General features: G+C 75.0%; 13 protein-coding genes. 3 read left to right on the forward strand and 10 right to left on the reverse strand.

The features are described from left to right. Nucleotide 1: 1 nt before the first annotated feature. The 7 genes from ACFP3R_RS04430 to ACFP3R_RS04460 all read right to left on the reverse strand — a co-directional run bounded on the left by ACFP3R_RS04430 (nucleotide 2) and on the right by ACFP3R_RS04460 (nucleotide 10,003). A complete protein-coding gene (locus ACFP3R_RS04430) occupies nucleotides 2–1,174 on the reverse strand; it encodes a histidine kinase (protein WP_380633088.1) in 1,173 nt (390 codons plus the stop codon). Beyond that, nucleotides 1,171–2,889, reverse strand: a complete 1,719-nt coding sequence (locus ACFP3R_RS04435; protein WP_380633090.1) for a sodium/solute symporter — start codon at nucleotides 2,887–2,889, stop codon at nucleotides 1,171–1,173. The genes ACFP3R_RS04430 and ACFP3R_RS04435 overlap by 4 nt, the downstream gene beginning before the upstream one ends. Beyond that, nucleotides 2,886–3,269, reverse strand: coding sequence for a DUF485 domain-containing protein (locus tag ACFP3R_RS04440; RefSeq protein ID WP_380633092.1), 384 nt, complete (start codon nucleotides 3,267–3,269; stop codon nucleotides 2,886–2,888). The genes ACFP3R_RS04435 and ACFP3R_RS04440 overlap by 4 nt, the downstream gene beginning before the upstream one ends. Then, on the reverse strand, nucleotides 3,266–4,108 hold the full coding sequence (locus ACFP3R_RS04445; protein WP_380633094.1) for a LytR/AlgR family response regulator transcription factor: 843 nt from the start codon (nucleotides 4,106–4,108) through the stop codon (nucleotides 3,266–3,268). Before ACFP3R_RS04445 ends, ACFP3R_RS04440 begins: the two co-directional genes overlap by 4 nt. A 36-nt stretch (nucleotides 4,109–4,144) precedes the next feature. Further along, a complete protein-coding gene (locus tag ACFP3R_RS04450; RefSeq protein WP_380633095.1) occupies nucleotides 4,145–4,276 on the reverse strand; it encodes a hypothetical protein in 132 nt (43 codons plus the stop codon). A 170-nt stretch (nucleotides 4,277–4,446) separates the two neighbouring features. Then, nucleotides 4,447–7,461 carry an AfsR/SARP family transcriptional regulator gene (locus tag ACFP3R_RS04455; protein WP_380633096.1) on the reverse strand — a complete coding sequence of 1,005 codons (3,015 nt, stop codon included), beginning with the start codon at nucleotides 7,459–7,461 and terminating at the stop codon, nucleotides 4,447–4,449. A gap of 46 nt (nucleotides 7,462–7,507) precedes the next feature. Beyond that, a complete protein-coding gene (locus ACFP3R_RS04460; RefSeq protein ID WP_380633097.1) occupies nucleotides 7,508–10,003 on the reverse strand; it encodes a DEAD/DEAH box helicase in 2,496 nt (831 codons plus the stop codon). 196 nt (nucleotides 10,004–10,199) lie between these two features. Here ACFP3R_RS04460 and ACFP3R_RS04465 point away from each other — a divergent pair, with 196 nt between their 5' ends. Then, a complete protein-coding gene (locus ACFP3R_RS04465) occupies nucleotides 10,200–11,048 on the forward strand; it encodes an SDR family oxidoreductase (protein ID WP_380633098.1) in 849 nt (282 codons plus the stop codon). A gap of 188 nt (nucleotides 11,049–11,236) precedes the next feature. Here the strand turns inward: ACFP3R_RS04465 and ACFP3R_RS04470 are convergent, their stop codons facing one another. The 3 genes from ACFP3R_RS04470 to ACFP3R_RS04480 form a co-directional block, all read right to left on the reverse strand. Next, nucleotides 11,237–12,349 (reverse strand): lytic polysaccharide monooxygenase, encoded by a 1,113-nt coding sequence (locus ACFP3R_RS04470; RefSeq protein ID WP_380633099.1) that lies wholly within the window; start codon nucleotides 12,347–12,349, stop codon nucleotides 11,237–11,239. Between the two features lie 427 nt (nucleotides 12,350–12,776). Next, a complete protein-coding gene (locus ACFP3R_RS04475) occupies nucleotides 12,777–13,196 on the reverse strand; it encodes an SRPBCC family protein (RefSeq protein ID WP_380633101.1) in 420 nt (139 codons plus the stop codon). 28 nt (nucleotides 13,197–13,224) lie between these two features. Further along, nucleotides 13,225–13,806, reverse strand: coding sequence for a uridine kinase (locus ACFP3R_RS04480; protein ID WP_380633102.1), 582 nt, complete (start codon nucleotides 13,804–13,806; stop codon nucleotides 13,225–13,227). A 133-nt stretch (nucleotides 13,807–13,939) separates the two neighbouring features. Here ACFP3R_RS04480 and ACFP3R_RS04485 point away from each other — a divergent pair, with 133 nt between their 5' ends. After that, entirely contained in the window at nucleotides 13,940–14,404 is a 465-nt protein-coding gene (locus ACFP3R_RS04485) for a hypothetical protein (protein WP_380633103.1), read from the forward strand. Then, a complete protein-coding gene (locus ACFP3R_RS04490; RefSeq protein ID WP_380633105.1) occupies nucleotides 14,401–15,615 on the forward strand; it encodes a PPE domain-containing protein in 1,215 nt (404 codons plus the stop codon). Before ACFP3R_RS04485 ends, ACFP3R_RS04490 begins: the two co-directional genes overlap by 4 nt. Nucleotides 15,616–15,881: the final 266 nt, after the last annotated feature.

The raw sequence follows: 15,881 nt of genomic DNA on the forward strand, positions 1-15,881 counted from the left end.
CTCAGGCGTGCACCCCGGCCGAGTACTTCGGCACCCGCACGCTGACCTTCGTGCCCAACCCCCGCTCGGTCTCCACCACCAGCCCGTAGTCGTCGCCGTAGCAGCGGCGCAGGCGCTCGTCGACGTTCCCCAGCCCGATGCCCGCCGTCTCGCCGACCTGACCGGCCAGGGTCCGGCGCAGCGCCTCGGGGTCCATGCCGATGCCGTCGTCCTCGATGGTGATGTGCGCTTCCTCGCCCGCGTCCGCCGCCAGGATCGAGATGCGCCCGGGGCCCACCTTGCCCTCCATCCCGTGCCGCACCGCGTTCTCCACCAGCGGCTGGAGGCACAGGAACGGCACGGTCACCGGCAGCACCTCGGGCGCGATCTGGAGCGTCACCTGCAACCGCTCGCCGAACCGGGCGCGCTCCAGCGCCAGGTACTGGTCGATCGACTTCAGCTCCTCCGACAGCGTGGTGAAGTCACCGGCCCGGCGGAACGAGTAGCGGGTGAAGTCGGCGAAGTCCAGCAGCAGCGTGCGGGCGCGCTCGGGGTCCGTGCGCACGTAGGAGGCGATCGCGGACAGCGAGTTGTAGATGAAGTGCGGCGAGATCTGCGCCCGCAGCGCCCGCACCTCGGCCTCCACCAGCCGGGTCCGCGACCGGTCCAGCTCGGCCAGCTCCAGCTGCCCGGACGCCCACCTGGCCACCTCGTTCGTGGCCCGCACCAGCCCCGCCGACGCCTCCCGGCTGTAGGCGGCGAGCACGCCCACCACCCGGCCCTCCACGGTCAGCGGCGCGAGCACCGCCGTGTGCACCGGGCAGTCGGGGCGCGCGCAGGTGATGTCGAACGCCCTGGTGCGCCCGGTGCCGAACACGTCCGCCGCCAGGTCCATCGCCTCGGCCGCGTGGTGGGCGCCCGCGCCCTCCCAGGCCACCACCTCGGTCTCGTCGGTCAGCGCCAGCGCCGGCGTGCCGAGCAGCGTGCGCAGGTGCTTGGCCGACTTCTTCGCCGCGTCCGGCACCAGCCCGGCGCGCAGCGGCGGCGCGGCCGACCACGCCGTGTGCAGCGTCTCGAACGTGATCCGCTGCTCCTGGGTCAGGAAGTCGTTGCGGGTGCGCGAGGTCCACCACAGCGTGATCACCACCGCGAGACCGACCAGCAGTATCGCGCCGACCGTCCACACCGCGGTCACAACCGGTCCTGGCTGCGCAGGCCCAGGTTCTCCGGCGCGTGCAAGCGCACCATCACGTGGTTCACCCCCGGTGGCACCCGACGCGGCGTCAGCAGCGACACCACGTACATCACGACGAAGCCGAGCGGCACGGTCCAGGCGGCGGGCCGGGCCAGGAACACGTGGTACCACGAACCGGCGCCGCCGCTGATCGTGACCAGCCCTGCCACCAGCGCGGGCAGCCCGCCCGCGAGCATCCCGGCGACCGCGCCCGCCGTGGTGATCCGGGTGCTCCAGATGCCCAGCACCAGCAGCGGGCACAGCGACGAGGCCGCCACCGCGAACGCCAACCCGACCATGTCCGCCACCGGCACCTTGCCCACCAGCCAGGTCATGCCCAGCGGCACCAGCACGGCGGGCACCGTCGACACCCTGAACCCGCTGACCCCGCGCAACCGCAGCACGTCCCGGCTCAGCACCCCGGCCAGCGACACCATCAGCCCCGAGGACGTGGACAGGAACGCGGCGAACGCGCCGCCCGCCACCAGCGCGCCCAGCAGCTGCCCGCCCAGCCCGTCGACCACCCGGCTGGGCAGCACCAGCACCACCGCGTCGGTGTTGCCGGTCATCAGCAGCTCCGGCGTGTAGAGCCGGCCGAGCGCGCCGTAGATCGGCGGCACCAGGTAGAACACCCCCAGCAGGCCCAGCACGATCAGCGTCGTCCGCCGCGCCGCGCGCCCGTTGGGGTTGGTGTAGAAGCGCACGATCACGTGCGGCAGGCCCATGGTGCCCAGGAACGTGGCGATGATCAGCGAGTACACCGCGTACAGCGGGAACCGCTCGCCGCCGCGCATGGGCATCGCCCAGGTCTCGTTGGTGTTCGCCGGGATCGAGCTGACGTGCGGCACGGCCGCGCCGCCGGGGAACGTCAGCCGCGAGCCCGCGGCCGCGGTGTGGTCGCCGGGGGCCAGTTCGCCGAGGCCGTCGACCCGGTGCCCGTCCACCACGCCGGTGCCGGTGTAGGGGATGGTCTCCGGCACGTGGAACGAGGCGGCGCCGTCGAAGGTCACCGTGGTCTGGGCGGTGAACTCGGGGTACTCCGGCCCGGTCAGCCCCTTCGCGCCGTGCGCGTGCCAGGCCACCACCAGGAACACCACCGGCACCGCGATCGCGGTCAGCTTGAGCCAGTACTGGAACGCCTGGACGAAGGTGATGCTGCGCATCCCGCCGGAGGCCACGTTCAGCGTGACCACCACCGCCACCACCAGCGCGCCCACCCAGTCCGGCGCGCCGGTGACCGTGTGCAGGGTCAGCCCCGCGCCCTGGAGCTGCGGCAGCAGGTACAGCCAGCCGATGCCCAGCGCGAACGCCGCCGCGACCGCCCGCACGGTCGGCGAGCCGAACCGGGCCTCGGCGAAGTCCGGCAGCGTGTACGCCCCGCTGCGCCGCAGCGGCGCGGCGACCAGCGCGAGCAGCACCAGGTAGCCGGCCGTGTAGCCGACCGGGAACCACAGCATGTCCGGCCCGTGCGCGAACACCAGGCCCGCGATGCCGACGAACGACGCGGCCGACAGGTACTCGCCGCCGATGGCCGAGGCGTTCCACCACGGCGAGACGGTGCGCGAGGCGACGAAGAAGTCCGAGGTGGTGCGCGAGATCCGCAGGCCGTAGGCGCCGACCAGCACCGTCCCGATCGCCACCGCCAGCACCGCGATGATGCCGTAGGTGCTGCTCACGACCGTTCCACCAGCTCGGCGAACTCGCGTTCACCGCGCTCGGCCTGCCGCACGTAGAACCAGCCCGCCAGGACGAACACGGGGAACACCAGCACGCCCAGCAGCAGCCACGGCAGCGGCACGCCCAGCAGCCGCTGCGCGCCGACCGGGGGCACGAGCGTGAACAGCAGCGGCAGCGCCGCCACGCTCCCGCACACCACCGCGCACAGCAGCAGCCCGAGCCGGCGCTGGGTGCGGATCAGCGAGCGCATGTAGACCGCGCCCAGCTCGCTCTGCTCGTCGATCTCCCGCGAGGCGGGGTAGGGGCGGGGCGCGCGCGGCGCGCGGGTGCGCGGGCTCGTCACCACCACGCGCTGACGCGGCGGCTGCGGTCCCGTCACGACGGCTGCCGGTTGCGGCGCACCAGCAGCTGCCGCAGCTGCCGGGCGTGCCGCCGGCTGACCGGGAGCACCGCGCCGCCGATGTTGACGCTGAGGTGGCCGTCCTCCAGGCGCAGCTCGTCGATGTGCCCGAGCGACACCAGGTGGCTGCGGTGGATGCGCACGAACCCGGCCGACCGCCAGCGCTCCTCCAGGCCGTTGAGCGCGGCGCGCACCAGCCCGCTGCCGGTGGCGGTGTGCAGCCGGGCGTAGTCGCCGTGCGCCTCGACGTAGCGGATGTCGGCCAGCCTGATGAACCGGGTGATCCCGCCCAGCTCGACCGGGATGACCTCGTCGCCCACGTCCGGCGGCTTCTCCGCGGGCGCCGCGGCGGGGGCCGGTTCGGCGGTCTTGGAGTCCAGCACCTCGTGCACGATCCGGTGCACCGACTCGGCCAGCCGCTCCGCGCGCACGGGTTTGAGCAGGTAGTCCAGCGCCTTGAGCTCGAACGCCTCGACCGCGGGCTCCTGGTGGGCGGTGACGAACACGATCGGCGGCGGCTGGGCGAACCGGGACAGCACGCGGGCCAGGTCCAGCCCGTCCAGGCCGGGCATCCGGATGTCCAGGAACACCGCGTCCACCGGCTGCCCGGCGTCCATGGCGCGGTGCAGCGTGCGCAGCGCCTTGGTCGCGTCGGTCACCGCCTCCACGTGGCCCACGCGCGGGTCGGAGCGCAGCAGGTAGACGAGGTCCTCCAGGGCGGGGGCCTCGTCGTCCACCGCGAGCACCCGCAGCGTCCGGTCGAGTGCCCCTCGGCGCTCCGGGCCCTCGCAGAGGGGACAGGGCAGTCCTGAGGTCATCAGCTTCCAATGCGGTGCGGTCGACGGCGACGGCGATTAGACCACCGGACGCCCATCCTCGCTCCTTGAGGCGACCGAGGGCAACGACCGCCGCGCGGCCGCGGCGTCGCCCAGGGTGACCTCCAGTTCGAGGAACGCCTCCTCCGCCCGCCGCGCCGCCAGCGACACCGAGGCCGCCGCCGCGCTGCCTTGGTGCCCCGCGCCGCGCCGCCGCGGAGGGGGCGGACACCGCCCGGAGGTGTGGCGTTCGGCGTGGTGGGGGTGGTGGGGGCGCTGGGCGCGCTCGGCTCCGCTCGGCCCCGCTCCGCTCTGCCCTGTCCCGCTCAGCCCCGCCCCGCTCAGCCCGGCTCCGCCAACGCCGCCGCCGCCACCCGCTCGAACACCGCGAACCCACCGCGCTCGGCCAGGTCGGCCAACGCGCGGGCGTGCCGCAGCGCCTCCGCCCGCCGCCCGTCCGCCGCCAGCGCCGTCACCAGGTGCCCGTGCGACTGGGCCACCCCGAACAGGTACTCCGTGGACGCCGCCAGCTCCAGCGCCCGCAGGTGGGCCGCCACGGCGGGACCCGGCTTGCCCAGGTGCCGCACCACCAGGCCCAGCGCGTTCTGCACCTCCGCCTCGACGCGCGGGTAGCCGCCCAGCTCGTGGACCAGCCCCAGGGCCCGCTGCGCCGTCCGCAGCGCCTCCACGCGGTCCCCGCCCAGGCACAGCGCCACCGCCAGGTGCGCCAGCGCCTCGGCCCGCGCGGGCCGCACCCCGGTCCGGTACCAGGACGCCTCCGCGTGCCGCAGCAGCTCGACCGCCGCCGGGTAGTCGCCCTGCGCCGTGCGGCAGCGCGCGAGCAGGCCCGCGCACGTCGCCTCCACGTTGGACCCGTCCGCGGCGCGGGCCAGCGCCAGGCCCTCCGCCAGCAGCTCCGCCGCCCCCGCCGCGTCGCCGCGCATCAGCCGCAGCGCGCCGTGCCCGGCGAGCGCCCCGATCCGCACGTGCGGCGGCGCCCAGTCCTCGCCCGCCAGGGCCGCCACCCGGTCGAACGCGGCACCGGCCGCCGCCAGCTCGCCCAGCTCCATGCGCACGACGCCGTCCAGGCCGGCGTGCAGCCACCTCAGCAGGCCGTTCGGGCGGACCAGCGCCAGGTGCCGCAGCGCCACCCGGGGGTTGCCCAGGTTGCGGTGCTCGGTGGCCAGCCACACCAGCGTGGTCGCCTCCGCGTCCCGGTCGCCCGCCGCGCGCGCCGCGCCCAGCGCCGCGTTGACCGCGTGCAGGAACTCCACGTGGTGGCCGTGCGAGCCGAAGTACCCGCTGACCGCGTCGATCAGCCGCCACGACAGCTCGCGCGGGCCGTGCGCGGCGCAGTGCTCGGTCGCCGCCAGCACGTTCGGCCGCTCGGCCTCCAGCCACGCCCGCGCCTCGTCCGGGCCCAGCCGCGGCGGCCCGGACCGGCCCAGCTCCGGGTACAGCACGTCGCCCACCTCGACGGCCGTGCGCAGGTACCAGTCGAACAGGCGCCGCCGCGCCGACCCGAGGTCCTCGCCCGCCGCCGCGGCCCGGTCGGCCGCGTAGTCCCGGATCAGGTCGTGCGGCGCGAACCGGTCCACGCCCACCCGCTGCACGAGGTGCGCCGACGCCAGGTCGTCCAGCAGCCCCCGCGCCACCTCCTCGGGCGCGTCCAGCAGCGCCGCCGCGCCGTCCGCGCCGAAGTCCGACCCCGGCAGCACGGCCACCAGCCGGAACAGCCGCGCCGCGGCCGGCGCCAGCGCCGCGTACGACAGGTCGAACGCCCGCCGCACCGCCGCGGTGTCGTCGTTGTCCACGGCCAGCGCGGTCAGCCGGTCGCCGCCGCGCAGCTCGGCCACGTAGGAGGCGATGTCCCCGTGCGGCGAGCCGACCAGGTTGCCCAGCGCGATCCGCAGCGCCAGCGGCAGGTACCCGCACAGCCGCGCCAGCTCGGCCAGCGCGTCGAACTGCGCCGCCGCGGCCTCCGGGCCCACCGACCGCGCCAGCAGCTTCCACGCCTCGTCGCCGCGCAGCACGTCCAGCCGCACGGTCGTCGCCCGCAGCGGGTGGCGCAGCTCGTTGCGGCTGGTGATCAGCACCGAGCAGCCGGGATCGCCGGGCCCGGGTTCCCGGTGCCCGACCCCCTCGGGCAGCAGCGGCAGCACCTGCCCGACCGACGCCGCGTTGTCCAGCGTGATCAGCACCCGCCGCCCGCGCAGCCGCGCCCGGTAGCCGCGGACCAGCTCGTCCTCGCCCACCGGGATGTGGTCGGCCCGCACGCCCAGGGCCCGCAGGAACCGCGCCAGCACCACCGGGGTGGGCAGCGGCGGCGAGGTCGAGTGCCCGCGCAGGTCCACGTACAGCTGCCCGTCCGGGTACCGCTCGCGCGCCGCGTGCCCCGCCGCCACCGCGAACGCCGTCTTGCCCACGCCCGGCGGCCCGCACACGACCACGGCCGCCCCGGACCGGGCGAGCCGGCCGGCCACCCGGGTCAGCTCCGCCGCGCGCCCCACGAAGTTCCCCACCGGCGCGGGCAGCTGCGCCGCGGACGACCACGCGGGCTCGACCGGCCGGGGCGGCGCCTGGTCACCGGCCAGGATCGCGCGGTGCACCGCGCGCAGCGGCTCGCCCGGGTCCACGCCCAGCTCGCGGGCCAGCACCGTGGCCGCCTGCCGGTAGGCGTCCAGCGCGTCGGCCTGCCGGTCCGCCCGGTGCAGCGCCACCATCAGCTGCGACCAGAACCGCTCGCGCAGCGGGTGCCGCGCGGTCAGCCTGCGCAGGTCGGCGATCACCTCCTCGCACCGGCCCAGCTCCAGCCGCACGTCCACCAGCTCCGAGGTCACCAGCAGCCGCCGCTCGACCAGGCAGGGCGCCTCGACCTCGTGCAGCGACTCCGACGGCACGTCCGCCAGCGGCACGCCCCGCCAGCACGCCAGCGCCCGCTCGTACACCTCGGCCGCCGCGGCCGGGTCGCCCGCCCGGACCAGCTCCGCGCCCCGCGCGGCCAGCGCCTCGAACCGGTGCAGGTCCAGCGCGTCGGGCGGCAGGTCGATCCGGTACCCGGTGGGGGTGGTGCGGATCAGCTGCGGCTCGCCGAGCGCGCGCCGCAGCCGCATCACGTACACGGGCAGCGTCTGCGCGGCGCGGTCCGGTGGCGCCTCGCCCCACACCCGGCGGACCAGCTCGGCCGGGGGCACCGACCGGTTCGCGCCCAGCAGCAGGGTGGCCAGGACGATCCGGTGCTTGGCCGCGGTGACCTCGACCGTCCGGCCGTCGCGGCGGACCACCAGGGGCCCCAGCACGCCGAACTCGTCCCGCGACAGCGCCCCGCCCCCGATCTGGAAGTCGACCTCGACCATGGTCGTGCCCCGGTCCGGACCGGAGTACCACCGGATGGCCCCGGACCTACAGCCGGCCGACTTCGGTGACCCGCACCGCGGCCGTGCCGGTCTCGTCGGACTCGGCCAGGTCGATCTCGGCGGTGAAGCCCCAGTCGTGGTCGCGCGCCGGGTCGTCGAAGATCTGGCGCACCACCCAGCGCCCCGACTCCTCGCTGATCACCAGCATGGCGGGGCCGCGCGCGTCCGGGCCGGTGCCGATGTCGCCGTGGTCCTCGAAGTACGGCTCCAGCGCGTCCTGCCAGTCCTCGGCCGACCAGCCCGCGCCGCCGTCGAGCTGGCCCAGCTCGTAGTAGTCGCGCCGGGCCGCCAGCTCCACCCGCCGGAACAGCGCGTTGCGCACCAGCACCCGGAACGCGCGCACGTTGCGGGTGACCGCGGGCGGCACGTCGGTGAGCGCGGCCTCGGCCTCCTGGGCGGGGTTGCGCAGCTTCTCCCACTCGTCGAGCAGGCTGGAGTCGACCTGGCGGACCAGCTCGCCCAACCACTCCTGGAGGTCGCTGAGCTCCTCGGTCTTGGCGTCCTCGGGCACGGTCTGCCGCAGCGCCTTGTACGCGTCGGCCAGGTACCGCAGGACCAGGCCCTCGGAGCGGGCCAGCTGGTAGTGCGAGACGTACTCGGCGAAGGTCATCGCCCGCTCGAACATGTCCCGCACGACCGACTTCGGCGACAGGTGGTGGTCGGCGACCCAGGGGTGCCCGCGCCGGTAGGTGGCGAACGCGGCCTCCAGCAGCTCGGCGAGCGGCTTCGGGTGCGTCACGTCCTCCAGCAGCGCCATCCGCTCCTCGTACTCGATGCCCTCGGACTTCATCGCGCCGATCGCGTCGCCGCGCGCCTTGTGCTCCTGCGCGGACAGCACCTGGCGCGGGTCGTCCAGGGTGGACTCGACCACGGACAGCACGTCGAGCGCGTACGACGGCGACTCGCGGTCCAGCAGCTCGACCGCGGCCAGCGCGAACGGCGACAGGGGCTGGTTGAGCGCGAAGTTCACCTGGAGGTCGACGGTGAGCCGGATGTCGTCGCCCTGCCGCTCCACCACGCCCGCGGCCAGCAGGCCCCGGTACATCGAGATGGCGCGCAGGACGTGTTTGCGCTGGGAGGGCCGGTCCTCGTGGTTGTCCTCCAGCAGGTGCCGCATCGCGGCGAAGGCGTTGCCGGGGCGGCCGATGACGTTGAGCAGCATGGCGTGGCTGACCTGGAAGCTCGACGTGAGCGGCTCGGGCTCGGCGTTCTTGAGCCGCTCGAACGTCTGGTCGCTCCAGGAGACGAAGCCCTCGGGCGCCTTCTTGCGCACCACCTTGCGCCGCTTCTTCGGGTCGTCGCCCGCCTTGGCCAGCGCCTTCTCGTTCTCCACCACGTGGTCGGGCGCCTGGACCACGACCGTGCCCACGGTGTCGTAGCCGGCGCGGCCGGCCCGGCCCGCGATCTGGTGGAACTCGCGCGCCTTGAGGTGGCGGGTGCGCTGGCCGTCGTACTTGGACAGCGCGGTGAACACCACCGTGCGGATCGGCACGTTGATGCCCACGCCCAGGGTGTCGGTGCCGCAGATCACCTTCAGCAGGCCGGCCTGCGCCAGCTGCTCGACCAGGCGCCGGTACTTGGGCAGCATCCCCGCGTGGTGCACGCCGATGCCGTGCCGGACCAGCCGGGACAGCGTCTTGCCGAACCCGGAGGTGAACCGGAACCGGCCGATCATGGCCGCGATGTCGTCCTTCTGGGCGCGCGTGGCGACGTTGACCGACATCAGCGACTGGGCGCGCTCCAGGGCGGACGCCTGGGTGAAGTGCACGACGTAGACCGGGGCCTCGCGGCCGTGCAGCAGCTCCTCGATCGTCTCGTGCAGCGGCGTGGTGACGTACTGGAAGTGCAGCGGCACCGGGCGCTCGGCCGAGCGGACCGTGGTGGTGGGGCGGCCGGTGCGGCGGGTGAGGTCCTTCTCGAAGAAGGCGACGTCACCCAGGGTCGCCGACATCAGCAGGAACTGCGCCTGGGGCATCTCGATCAGGGGAACCTGCCACGCCCAGCCCCGGTCGGGCTCGGCGTAGAAGTGGAACTCGTCCATCACGACCTGGCCCACGTCGGCCCGGTCCCCGTCGCGCAGCGCGATGTTGGCCAGGATCTCGGCGGTGCAGCAGATGATCGGCGCGGTCTCGTTGACGCTCGCGTCGCCGGTCATCATGCCGACGTTCTCCGCGCCGAAGACGTCGATCAGCGCGAAGAACTTCTCCGAGACCAGGGCCTTGATGGGCGCGGTGTAGAAGGTGCGCCCGCCGCCGCCCTCGCGCTGGCGGGCCAGCGAGGCGAAGTGCGCGCCGGTGGCGACCAGCGACTTGCCGGAGCCGGTGGGCGTGCTGAGGATGACGTTCGAACCGGAGACGATCTCGATGAGCGCCTCCTGCTGCGCCGGGTACAGCGACAGCCCGCGGTCGGACGCCCACTCGGCGAACGCGTCGTAGAGGAGGTCGGGGTCGGGGGTGGCCGGCAGCCGGTCGGTGAGAGTCATCGCAGGCGGAGCATAGTGGTAACGCCGGGTGATGGGCTCCGCTGACCTGCCGTTCCGAGTGGTGGGGTCCGGGTCCCGGCCCTAGGGTGCCGGCGTGGCCGCCCGTCCCGGCGATCCCCGCGGCGGCGGCCCGCGGCGGCGGTCGGGGGCGCGGCCACGCACGTCCGCCGTCCGAACCACCCGCGAGGAACACACCATGATCGTCGTCACCGGCGCCACCGGTCAGCTCGGCCGCCTCGTCGTCACCGCCCTGCTGGACCGGGGCGTGCCCGCCGACGGGGTGGTCGCGGCCGTACGCGACCCGAGGAGGGCCGAGGACCTCGGCGTGACCGTGCGCGAGGCCGACTACGACCGGCCCGGGACCCTGGCCGGCGCGTTCCGGGGCGCGGAGGAGGTGCTGCTGATCTCCGGCAACGAGGTCGGCCGGCGCGTCCCGCAGCACCGGGCCGCGGTGGACGCCGCCAAGGCGGCGGGGGTGCGGCTGCTGGCCTACACCAGCGTCCTGCGCGCCGACACGACCACCGTCTCCGTGGCGCCGGAGCACCGGGCGACCGAGGAGTACGTCCGGGCGTCGGGCGTGCCCTTCAGCCTCCTGCGCAACGGTTGGTACAGCGAGAACTACGAGCAGACGATCAGGCAGGCGCTGGCCACCGGGGTGATCCCCGGCGCGGCCGGCGACGGGCGCGTCGCCTCGGCCTCCCGGGCGGACTACGCCGCCGCGGCGGCCGCCGTCCTGACCGGTGAGGGCCACGAGGGCACCGTCCACGAGCTGTCCGGCGACACCGCGTGGAGCATGGCCGACCTGGCCGCGATGATCACCGAGGTCTCCGGGACCGAGGTCGTCTACCAGGACCTGCCCGTCGAGCTCTACACCCGCACGCTCGCCGGCATCGGGCTGCCCGAGGAGGTGGCGCTGATGCTGGCCCGCATGGACACCGACATCGCCGCCGGCCTGCTCGCCGACACCCCGGGCGAGCTGTCCCGGCTCCTCGGCCGGCCCACCACGCCGATGCGGGACACCGTCCTCGCCGTGGTGAAGGGCTGAGGTCCCCGTCTTCACCCGATCGGGGCCGAACAGCGCGACGCGGGGGTTCCAGGCCGGTGCCATCGGCCTGGAACCCCCGCGTCGGGTTCGGTCGGGGACCGGGGGTCCCGGTCCCGCCCCGTGCCGAACCGGCCCGGTCAGGGGTCGGTGCGGCTCAGGGGTCGGTGCGGCTCAGGAGCCGGTGCGGCTCAGGGGCTGGTGCAGGTCACCGTGGGCAGCGGGTTGGTGCCGCTGTAGCTGCCGGTGAAGCCGAACTTCGCCGTGCCCGAGGGCGCGACCGTGCGGTTCCAGTCCACGTTGCTCACGGCCACCTGGGACCCGGAGCCGGACCGCACGCCGTTCCAGACGCTGTTGATCACCTGACCACTGGCGAGGTTCCACCTGGCGGTCCAGCCGTTGAAGGCGCTGGTGCCGTGGTTCATGATCTCGACCTCGCCCTGGAAGCCACCCGACCACGCGCTGGTGATCCGGTAGTTCGCCATGCAGCTCGCGCTGCCCGGCGGGTTCGTCGTCGTCGTGGTGGGCGTGGTCGTCGTCGTGCTGGTGCTGGTGCCCGTCGTGGTCGTGGTGGTGGTCGTGGTGCCGCCACCGCCGCCGACGCCCGTCTCCTGCCCGTTGCCGCCGTCGAACACGACGTCCGAGCAGTTGTAGAAGGTCTCCTGGCTGTCCGAGCGGGTCCACACCGAGTAGATGATGTGGCGGCCCGACTTGGCCGAGGGCAGGTTCGCGTTCCAGTAGTACTGGCCGTCCACGGTGCCCACCGAGCCGCTCGCCTGCGGGTTGGTCACGCTGTGGAACGGGGTGCTCTCCAGGTCGTCCCAGGCCAGCGCCCGGGTCGGGCTCCAGCTGTCCTTGGTGACGTACAGGTGGAAGGTGCCCGGGTGGGCGGCCCACATGTTGTAGGACCAGCGGATGTTCGAACCCGCGGTCAGGTGCGTCACGGGGTAGTCGTTGCGGGCGATGTCGAACCCGGAGAACGTCGGGTTGCCACCGCTGCACAGCTTGCCGTCGGGGATGAAGCCGCGGGTGCGGCCACCGCCGTCGGAGCGCAGCACGCCGAACCAGTTGTAGAGGGAGTTCGTGCCACCCGCGGTGACCGCCGCGCTGCACGCGGGGTTCTGGGGGCGGATGTCGCCCTGCGGCGACAGGCCGTCCTTCCAGCACAGGAAGGTCCGGCTGCCCGGCTTCATCATGGCGCCGTGGGCGGACGCCGCCGGCGTGCTGACCACGTTCACGAGCACTGAGACCAGCACACCGGCCACGCCGGCCGCGGCCAGCGCGACCCATCGTCGGGTCTTCACCGTCGTGCACCTCCTCGTTGAGGTTCTGGGAACGCTCCCAGGAATCGGGCCAACTGTAGCCACGGACACAGCGGTCTGTGAATCTTCAGCTACCCAGTGCAGCCGGGCGGTCGAACGTGAGCGACCCTTCAGCGGAAGATCGCTACCCCCGGACGCGGGCATCGGGTCTGGGAAGGCTCCCAGAGCGCGTCGAACCGATCGGCGGGGTCTCGCCGCACGTCGAGGGCCCGCACGCCGAGGGCCCCGCACGCTGAAGACCTCGCACGCCGAGGAGCCGGCACGCCGACGCCCCGCTTCTCGACGCCCCTCTCCCGACGCCCCGCTCCCCGGCAACCCCGCGCGCCGAAGACCCCGCTCCTCCGGCCCGAGCAGGTCCGGGGGAGCGGGGTCGTCGGGGTGGCCTACCCGTTCCGGTCGGGTGGCGCGGTCACGCGGCGCCGTCGGTGGCCAGCGCGGCGAGCCGGTCCAGCGCCTGGCCCAGGTACTCGTCGGTCAGCTCGTGGGCCTCGCCGCCCACCGCCTCGGGGTGCTCGCCGCGCACGTCGAGGTGCAGCACCACGCGGCTCGCGCCCGGCCCGTCCTCGTCCACCTGGAGCCAGCCCGAGTAGCCGTCGCCCTCCAGGTCGCCCCACTCCAGCCGCCGCTGCTCGGGGACGGCCGCCAGGTAGCCCTCGGCCTCGTCGATCTCGTCACCGATCGAGACCCGGCCGGTGACCCGCTCCGGCCCGCTCGACTCGACCTGGAGGCCGTCCGGCAGCCACGCCTCCATGGACTTCACGTCCCGGGCGAGGTCGAACACCACCCGCGCGTCGACCGGGATCCTCTGCTCACGCTCGAACTCAGCCATGCCGCAGCCGTACCCGCGACGCGCGGGATTACACCGACGCCGGGAGCCCGGCCCCGATCGAGGCCAGCTCCGCGCGGGCCCGGTGCGGGGTCACCGGCCGCATCCCGGCGTCCGCGCACCGGCGCACCACCTCGGGGTGCTCGCGCAGCAGCCGCAGGCCGCGGCGCAGCAGGAGCGGCACCGGCTTGCGCGCCTCGGCCACGTCCCGGGCGAACCGGCGGGCGAACGTGACCAGGGCGTTCGGCGCGAGCACGACCGCGTCGGCCAGCACCCCCGCCGCGCGGCAGCCCGTCACGAGCCGGTCGGCGAACAGGCCCTCGGCGATGAAGAAGCCCGGCGCGTCCAGCGTGCGGCAGCCCACCCGGCGGTCCTCGCCGATCGAGTACACGGGCGCGTCGACCGTGCCGGTGGTGGCCAGCCCGACCACGGCGGCCAGCGCGTCCCCGGTGTTCCAGGAGCCCTCGGCGTCCCAGTCCGGGCGGCCCGCCTCGTCGCGGGGCAGCAGCGGGTCGTCGCCCTCGCGGTAGAAGTCGTCGAGCCGCAGCACGGGCCAGCCCAGGTGGGCGGCGAGGGTGGACTTGCCCGAACCGGAGGGGCCGGCGAGCAACACGGCGCGCGCGTGAACGGCAGGTGACGGCACGGGGCACGATTTTCGCACACGCTTGTCCGATCGTGCACCGCCGATGCTCCCGCTGTGCACCCGGCCTTGGTCACCGCGCGCGCGACCCAGCACCATGTGCGTCATGGTCAGGGTGCGCGGCGTCGAGGACGCCCAGCGGTTGCGCGAAGAGCTGAAGGACGACGAACGCGGCAGGGGCTCCGTCGACGCCCCGGACGTCGCGGCGCCGACCGGCGCGGGCGCGGCCGGTGTGGTCGCCGACGGCGCGGCCGACCGGATCGAGCTGGACCTCGACGAGTTCACCCGCGCCGGCGGCGAGCTCGAACGGCTGCGCGGCGAGCTGGTCGAGCTGCTGCGCCGCGCCGAGGGCGAGGTGGACCAGCCGCTGGGCGACGGGCAGGGGCCGGTCGCGCTGCACATGCGGCGGGCGTTCGGCCTGCGGGCCGGCGAGGTCGGCGGCGGCGTGCGGGTGGCGCTGCGCTCGTACCTGAGGGAGCTGGACGCGCTGCGCGAGGCCCTGGACCGGGTCGGCAAGACCCACCAGGCGGAGGACGAGGAAGCGAAGCGGACGATGGGACGACTGGCGTGAACGAGCGCGAGCAGGCCCGGCGGGCGCGGCGGCAGGCCCGGCGGGTCCGGCAGGAGAACCAGCGCAAGGACCAGGTCGAGCGCAACCGCGAGCTGCGCAACTTCGGCCGGATCAACTGGGAGGCGTACCCGCACCGCCGCCTCTGGGACATGGTGATGTCCTCGGACGCCGCGGTGATGTCGCAGCGCACCTGGGCCTGGCAGCGGCTGGCCGCCGACGTCGACCAGACCACGGCGCGGGTGCAGGGCCTGGTGCAGCGGCTGGCCATGTCCTGGCGCGGCCCGTCCGCGGGCGTGGCCGCCGCGTCGGTGACCCGGCTGACCAGGTGGGCCGCCGACGCCTCGGAGCGGACCTACCAGGTGGGCACCGGCCTGGAGCGCTACACCGAGGCCGTGGACGAGGCGCGGCGGCGGATGCCCGTGCCGGTCCACCCGACCGCCGAGCGCTGGTTCGAGGACGGGCGCGACGTGAGCACGCTGGACGGGCCCGAGGGCGCGTACATGCTCGACCAGCTGCTGGACGACCACATGCCGTCGAAGAAGGAGCAGCAGCGGGCCCGCGCCGAGGCGGTGCGGGTGATGACCGAGTTCGAGGACGCGAGCCGCGCGGTGCACACGTCGCTGCCGGAGGTCTTCCAGCAGGCGCCGGAGGGCGCGTCGACCGTGCGGCCGGACCACCGGCTCCCGACCCCGCCGAACCACCCCCCGATCCCGCCGAACCACGAGGTGCGCCCCCCTGACCCGCCGCAGGTCCCCGTGCCGCCGGTGGTCCCCACGCCCCCGCCGGTGGTCGAACCGCTGCCGCCCGCGCGCCCGGATGACACCACGGGCGTGGCCGGCGTGGGCCAACCCGGCGCGCCCGCCCTGGGCGCGCCCGGCGCGGCCGGTGGTTACGGCTCGTTCGGCCCCACGGGCGGCGGCGCGGCCGGCGGTGGCGGTCGGGGCGGCGGTGGTCCGGGTGGGGCGGCCGGGTTCGGCCCCGTGGGCTCCGGCACCACGTCCGGCGTGCTCGGCGCGGTGCCCGGCGGCGCGGCGGCCCGCGGCGGCTTCGGGCCGGTCACCGGCGCGGGCGGCCCCCAGGGTTTCGGGATGCACCCGCCGATGGCCCCGGCCAACCGGGCCGAGGACAGCGAGCACCGCAACCGCTACGACCTGGGCCTGGACCTGCTGGACGACCTGCCGCCCGCCTACCCGCCGGTGCTCGGCGAATGAGGGACCCGGAGCGGCTCGGTGACCGGCCGGGCCCCGGTGGCCGGGGCGGTGCCGGCGGCGGGCGCCCCGCAGGCCGGCGCTCCGCCCGCTGGCGCCCTGCCGGGTACTCCACCGGCGGGCACCCCACCCGCCGGCACCTCGCTCGCCGACACTCCACCGGCGGGCACCCCACCGGCCGCGCCCTCCTCGTCCACACTCCCTCCACCCGCGCCCTCCTCGCCCGCACCCTCCCCACCCGCGTTTCCCCCACTCCCACTCATCCCCGG

This window comes from Saccharothrix lopnurensis, assembly GCF_042658445.1.
GTDB classification, from domain to species: Bacteria; Actinomycetota; Actinomycetes; order Mycobacteriales; family Pseudonocardiaceae; genus Actinosynnema; species Actinosynnema lopnurensis.

Coding starts and splice junctions, on each gene's coding strand:
- ACFP3R_RS04445 (WP_380633094.1), bottom strand. CDS start 4,108: ATGACCTCAGGACTGCCCTGTCCCCTCTGCGAGGGCCCGGAGCGCCGA.
- ACFP3R_RS04455 (WP_380633096.1), bottom strand. CDS start 7,461: ATGGTCGAGGTCGACTTCCAGATCGGGGGCGGGGCGCTGTCGCGGGAC.
- ACFP3R_RS04460 (WP_380633097.1), bottom strand. CDS start 10,003: ATGACTCTCACCGACCGGCTGCCGGCCACCCCCGACCCCGACCTCCTC.
- ACFP3R_RS04465 (WP_380633098.1), top strand. CDS start 10,200: ATGATCGTCGTCACCGGCGCCACCGGTCAGCTCGGCCGCCTCGTCGTC.
- ACFP3R_RS04475 (WP_380633101.1), bottom strand. CDS start 13,196: ATGGCTGAGTTCGAGCGTGAGCAGAGGATCCCGGTCGACGCGCGGGTG.
- ACFP3R_RS04485 (WP_380633103.1), top strand. CDS start 13,940: ATGGTCAGGGTGCGCGGCGTCGAGGACGCCCAGCGGTTGCGCGAAGAG.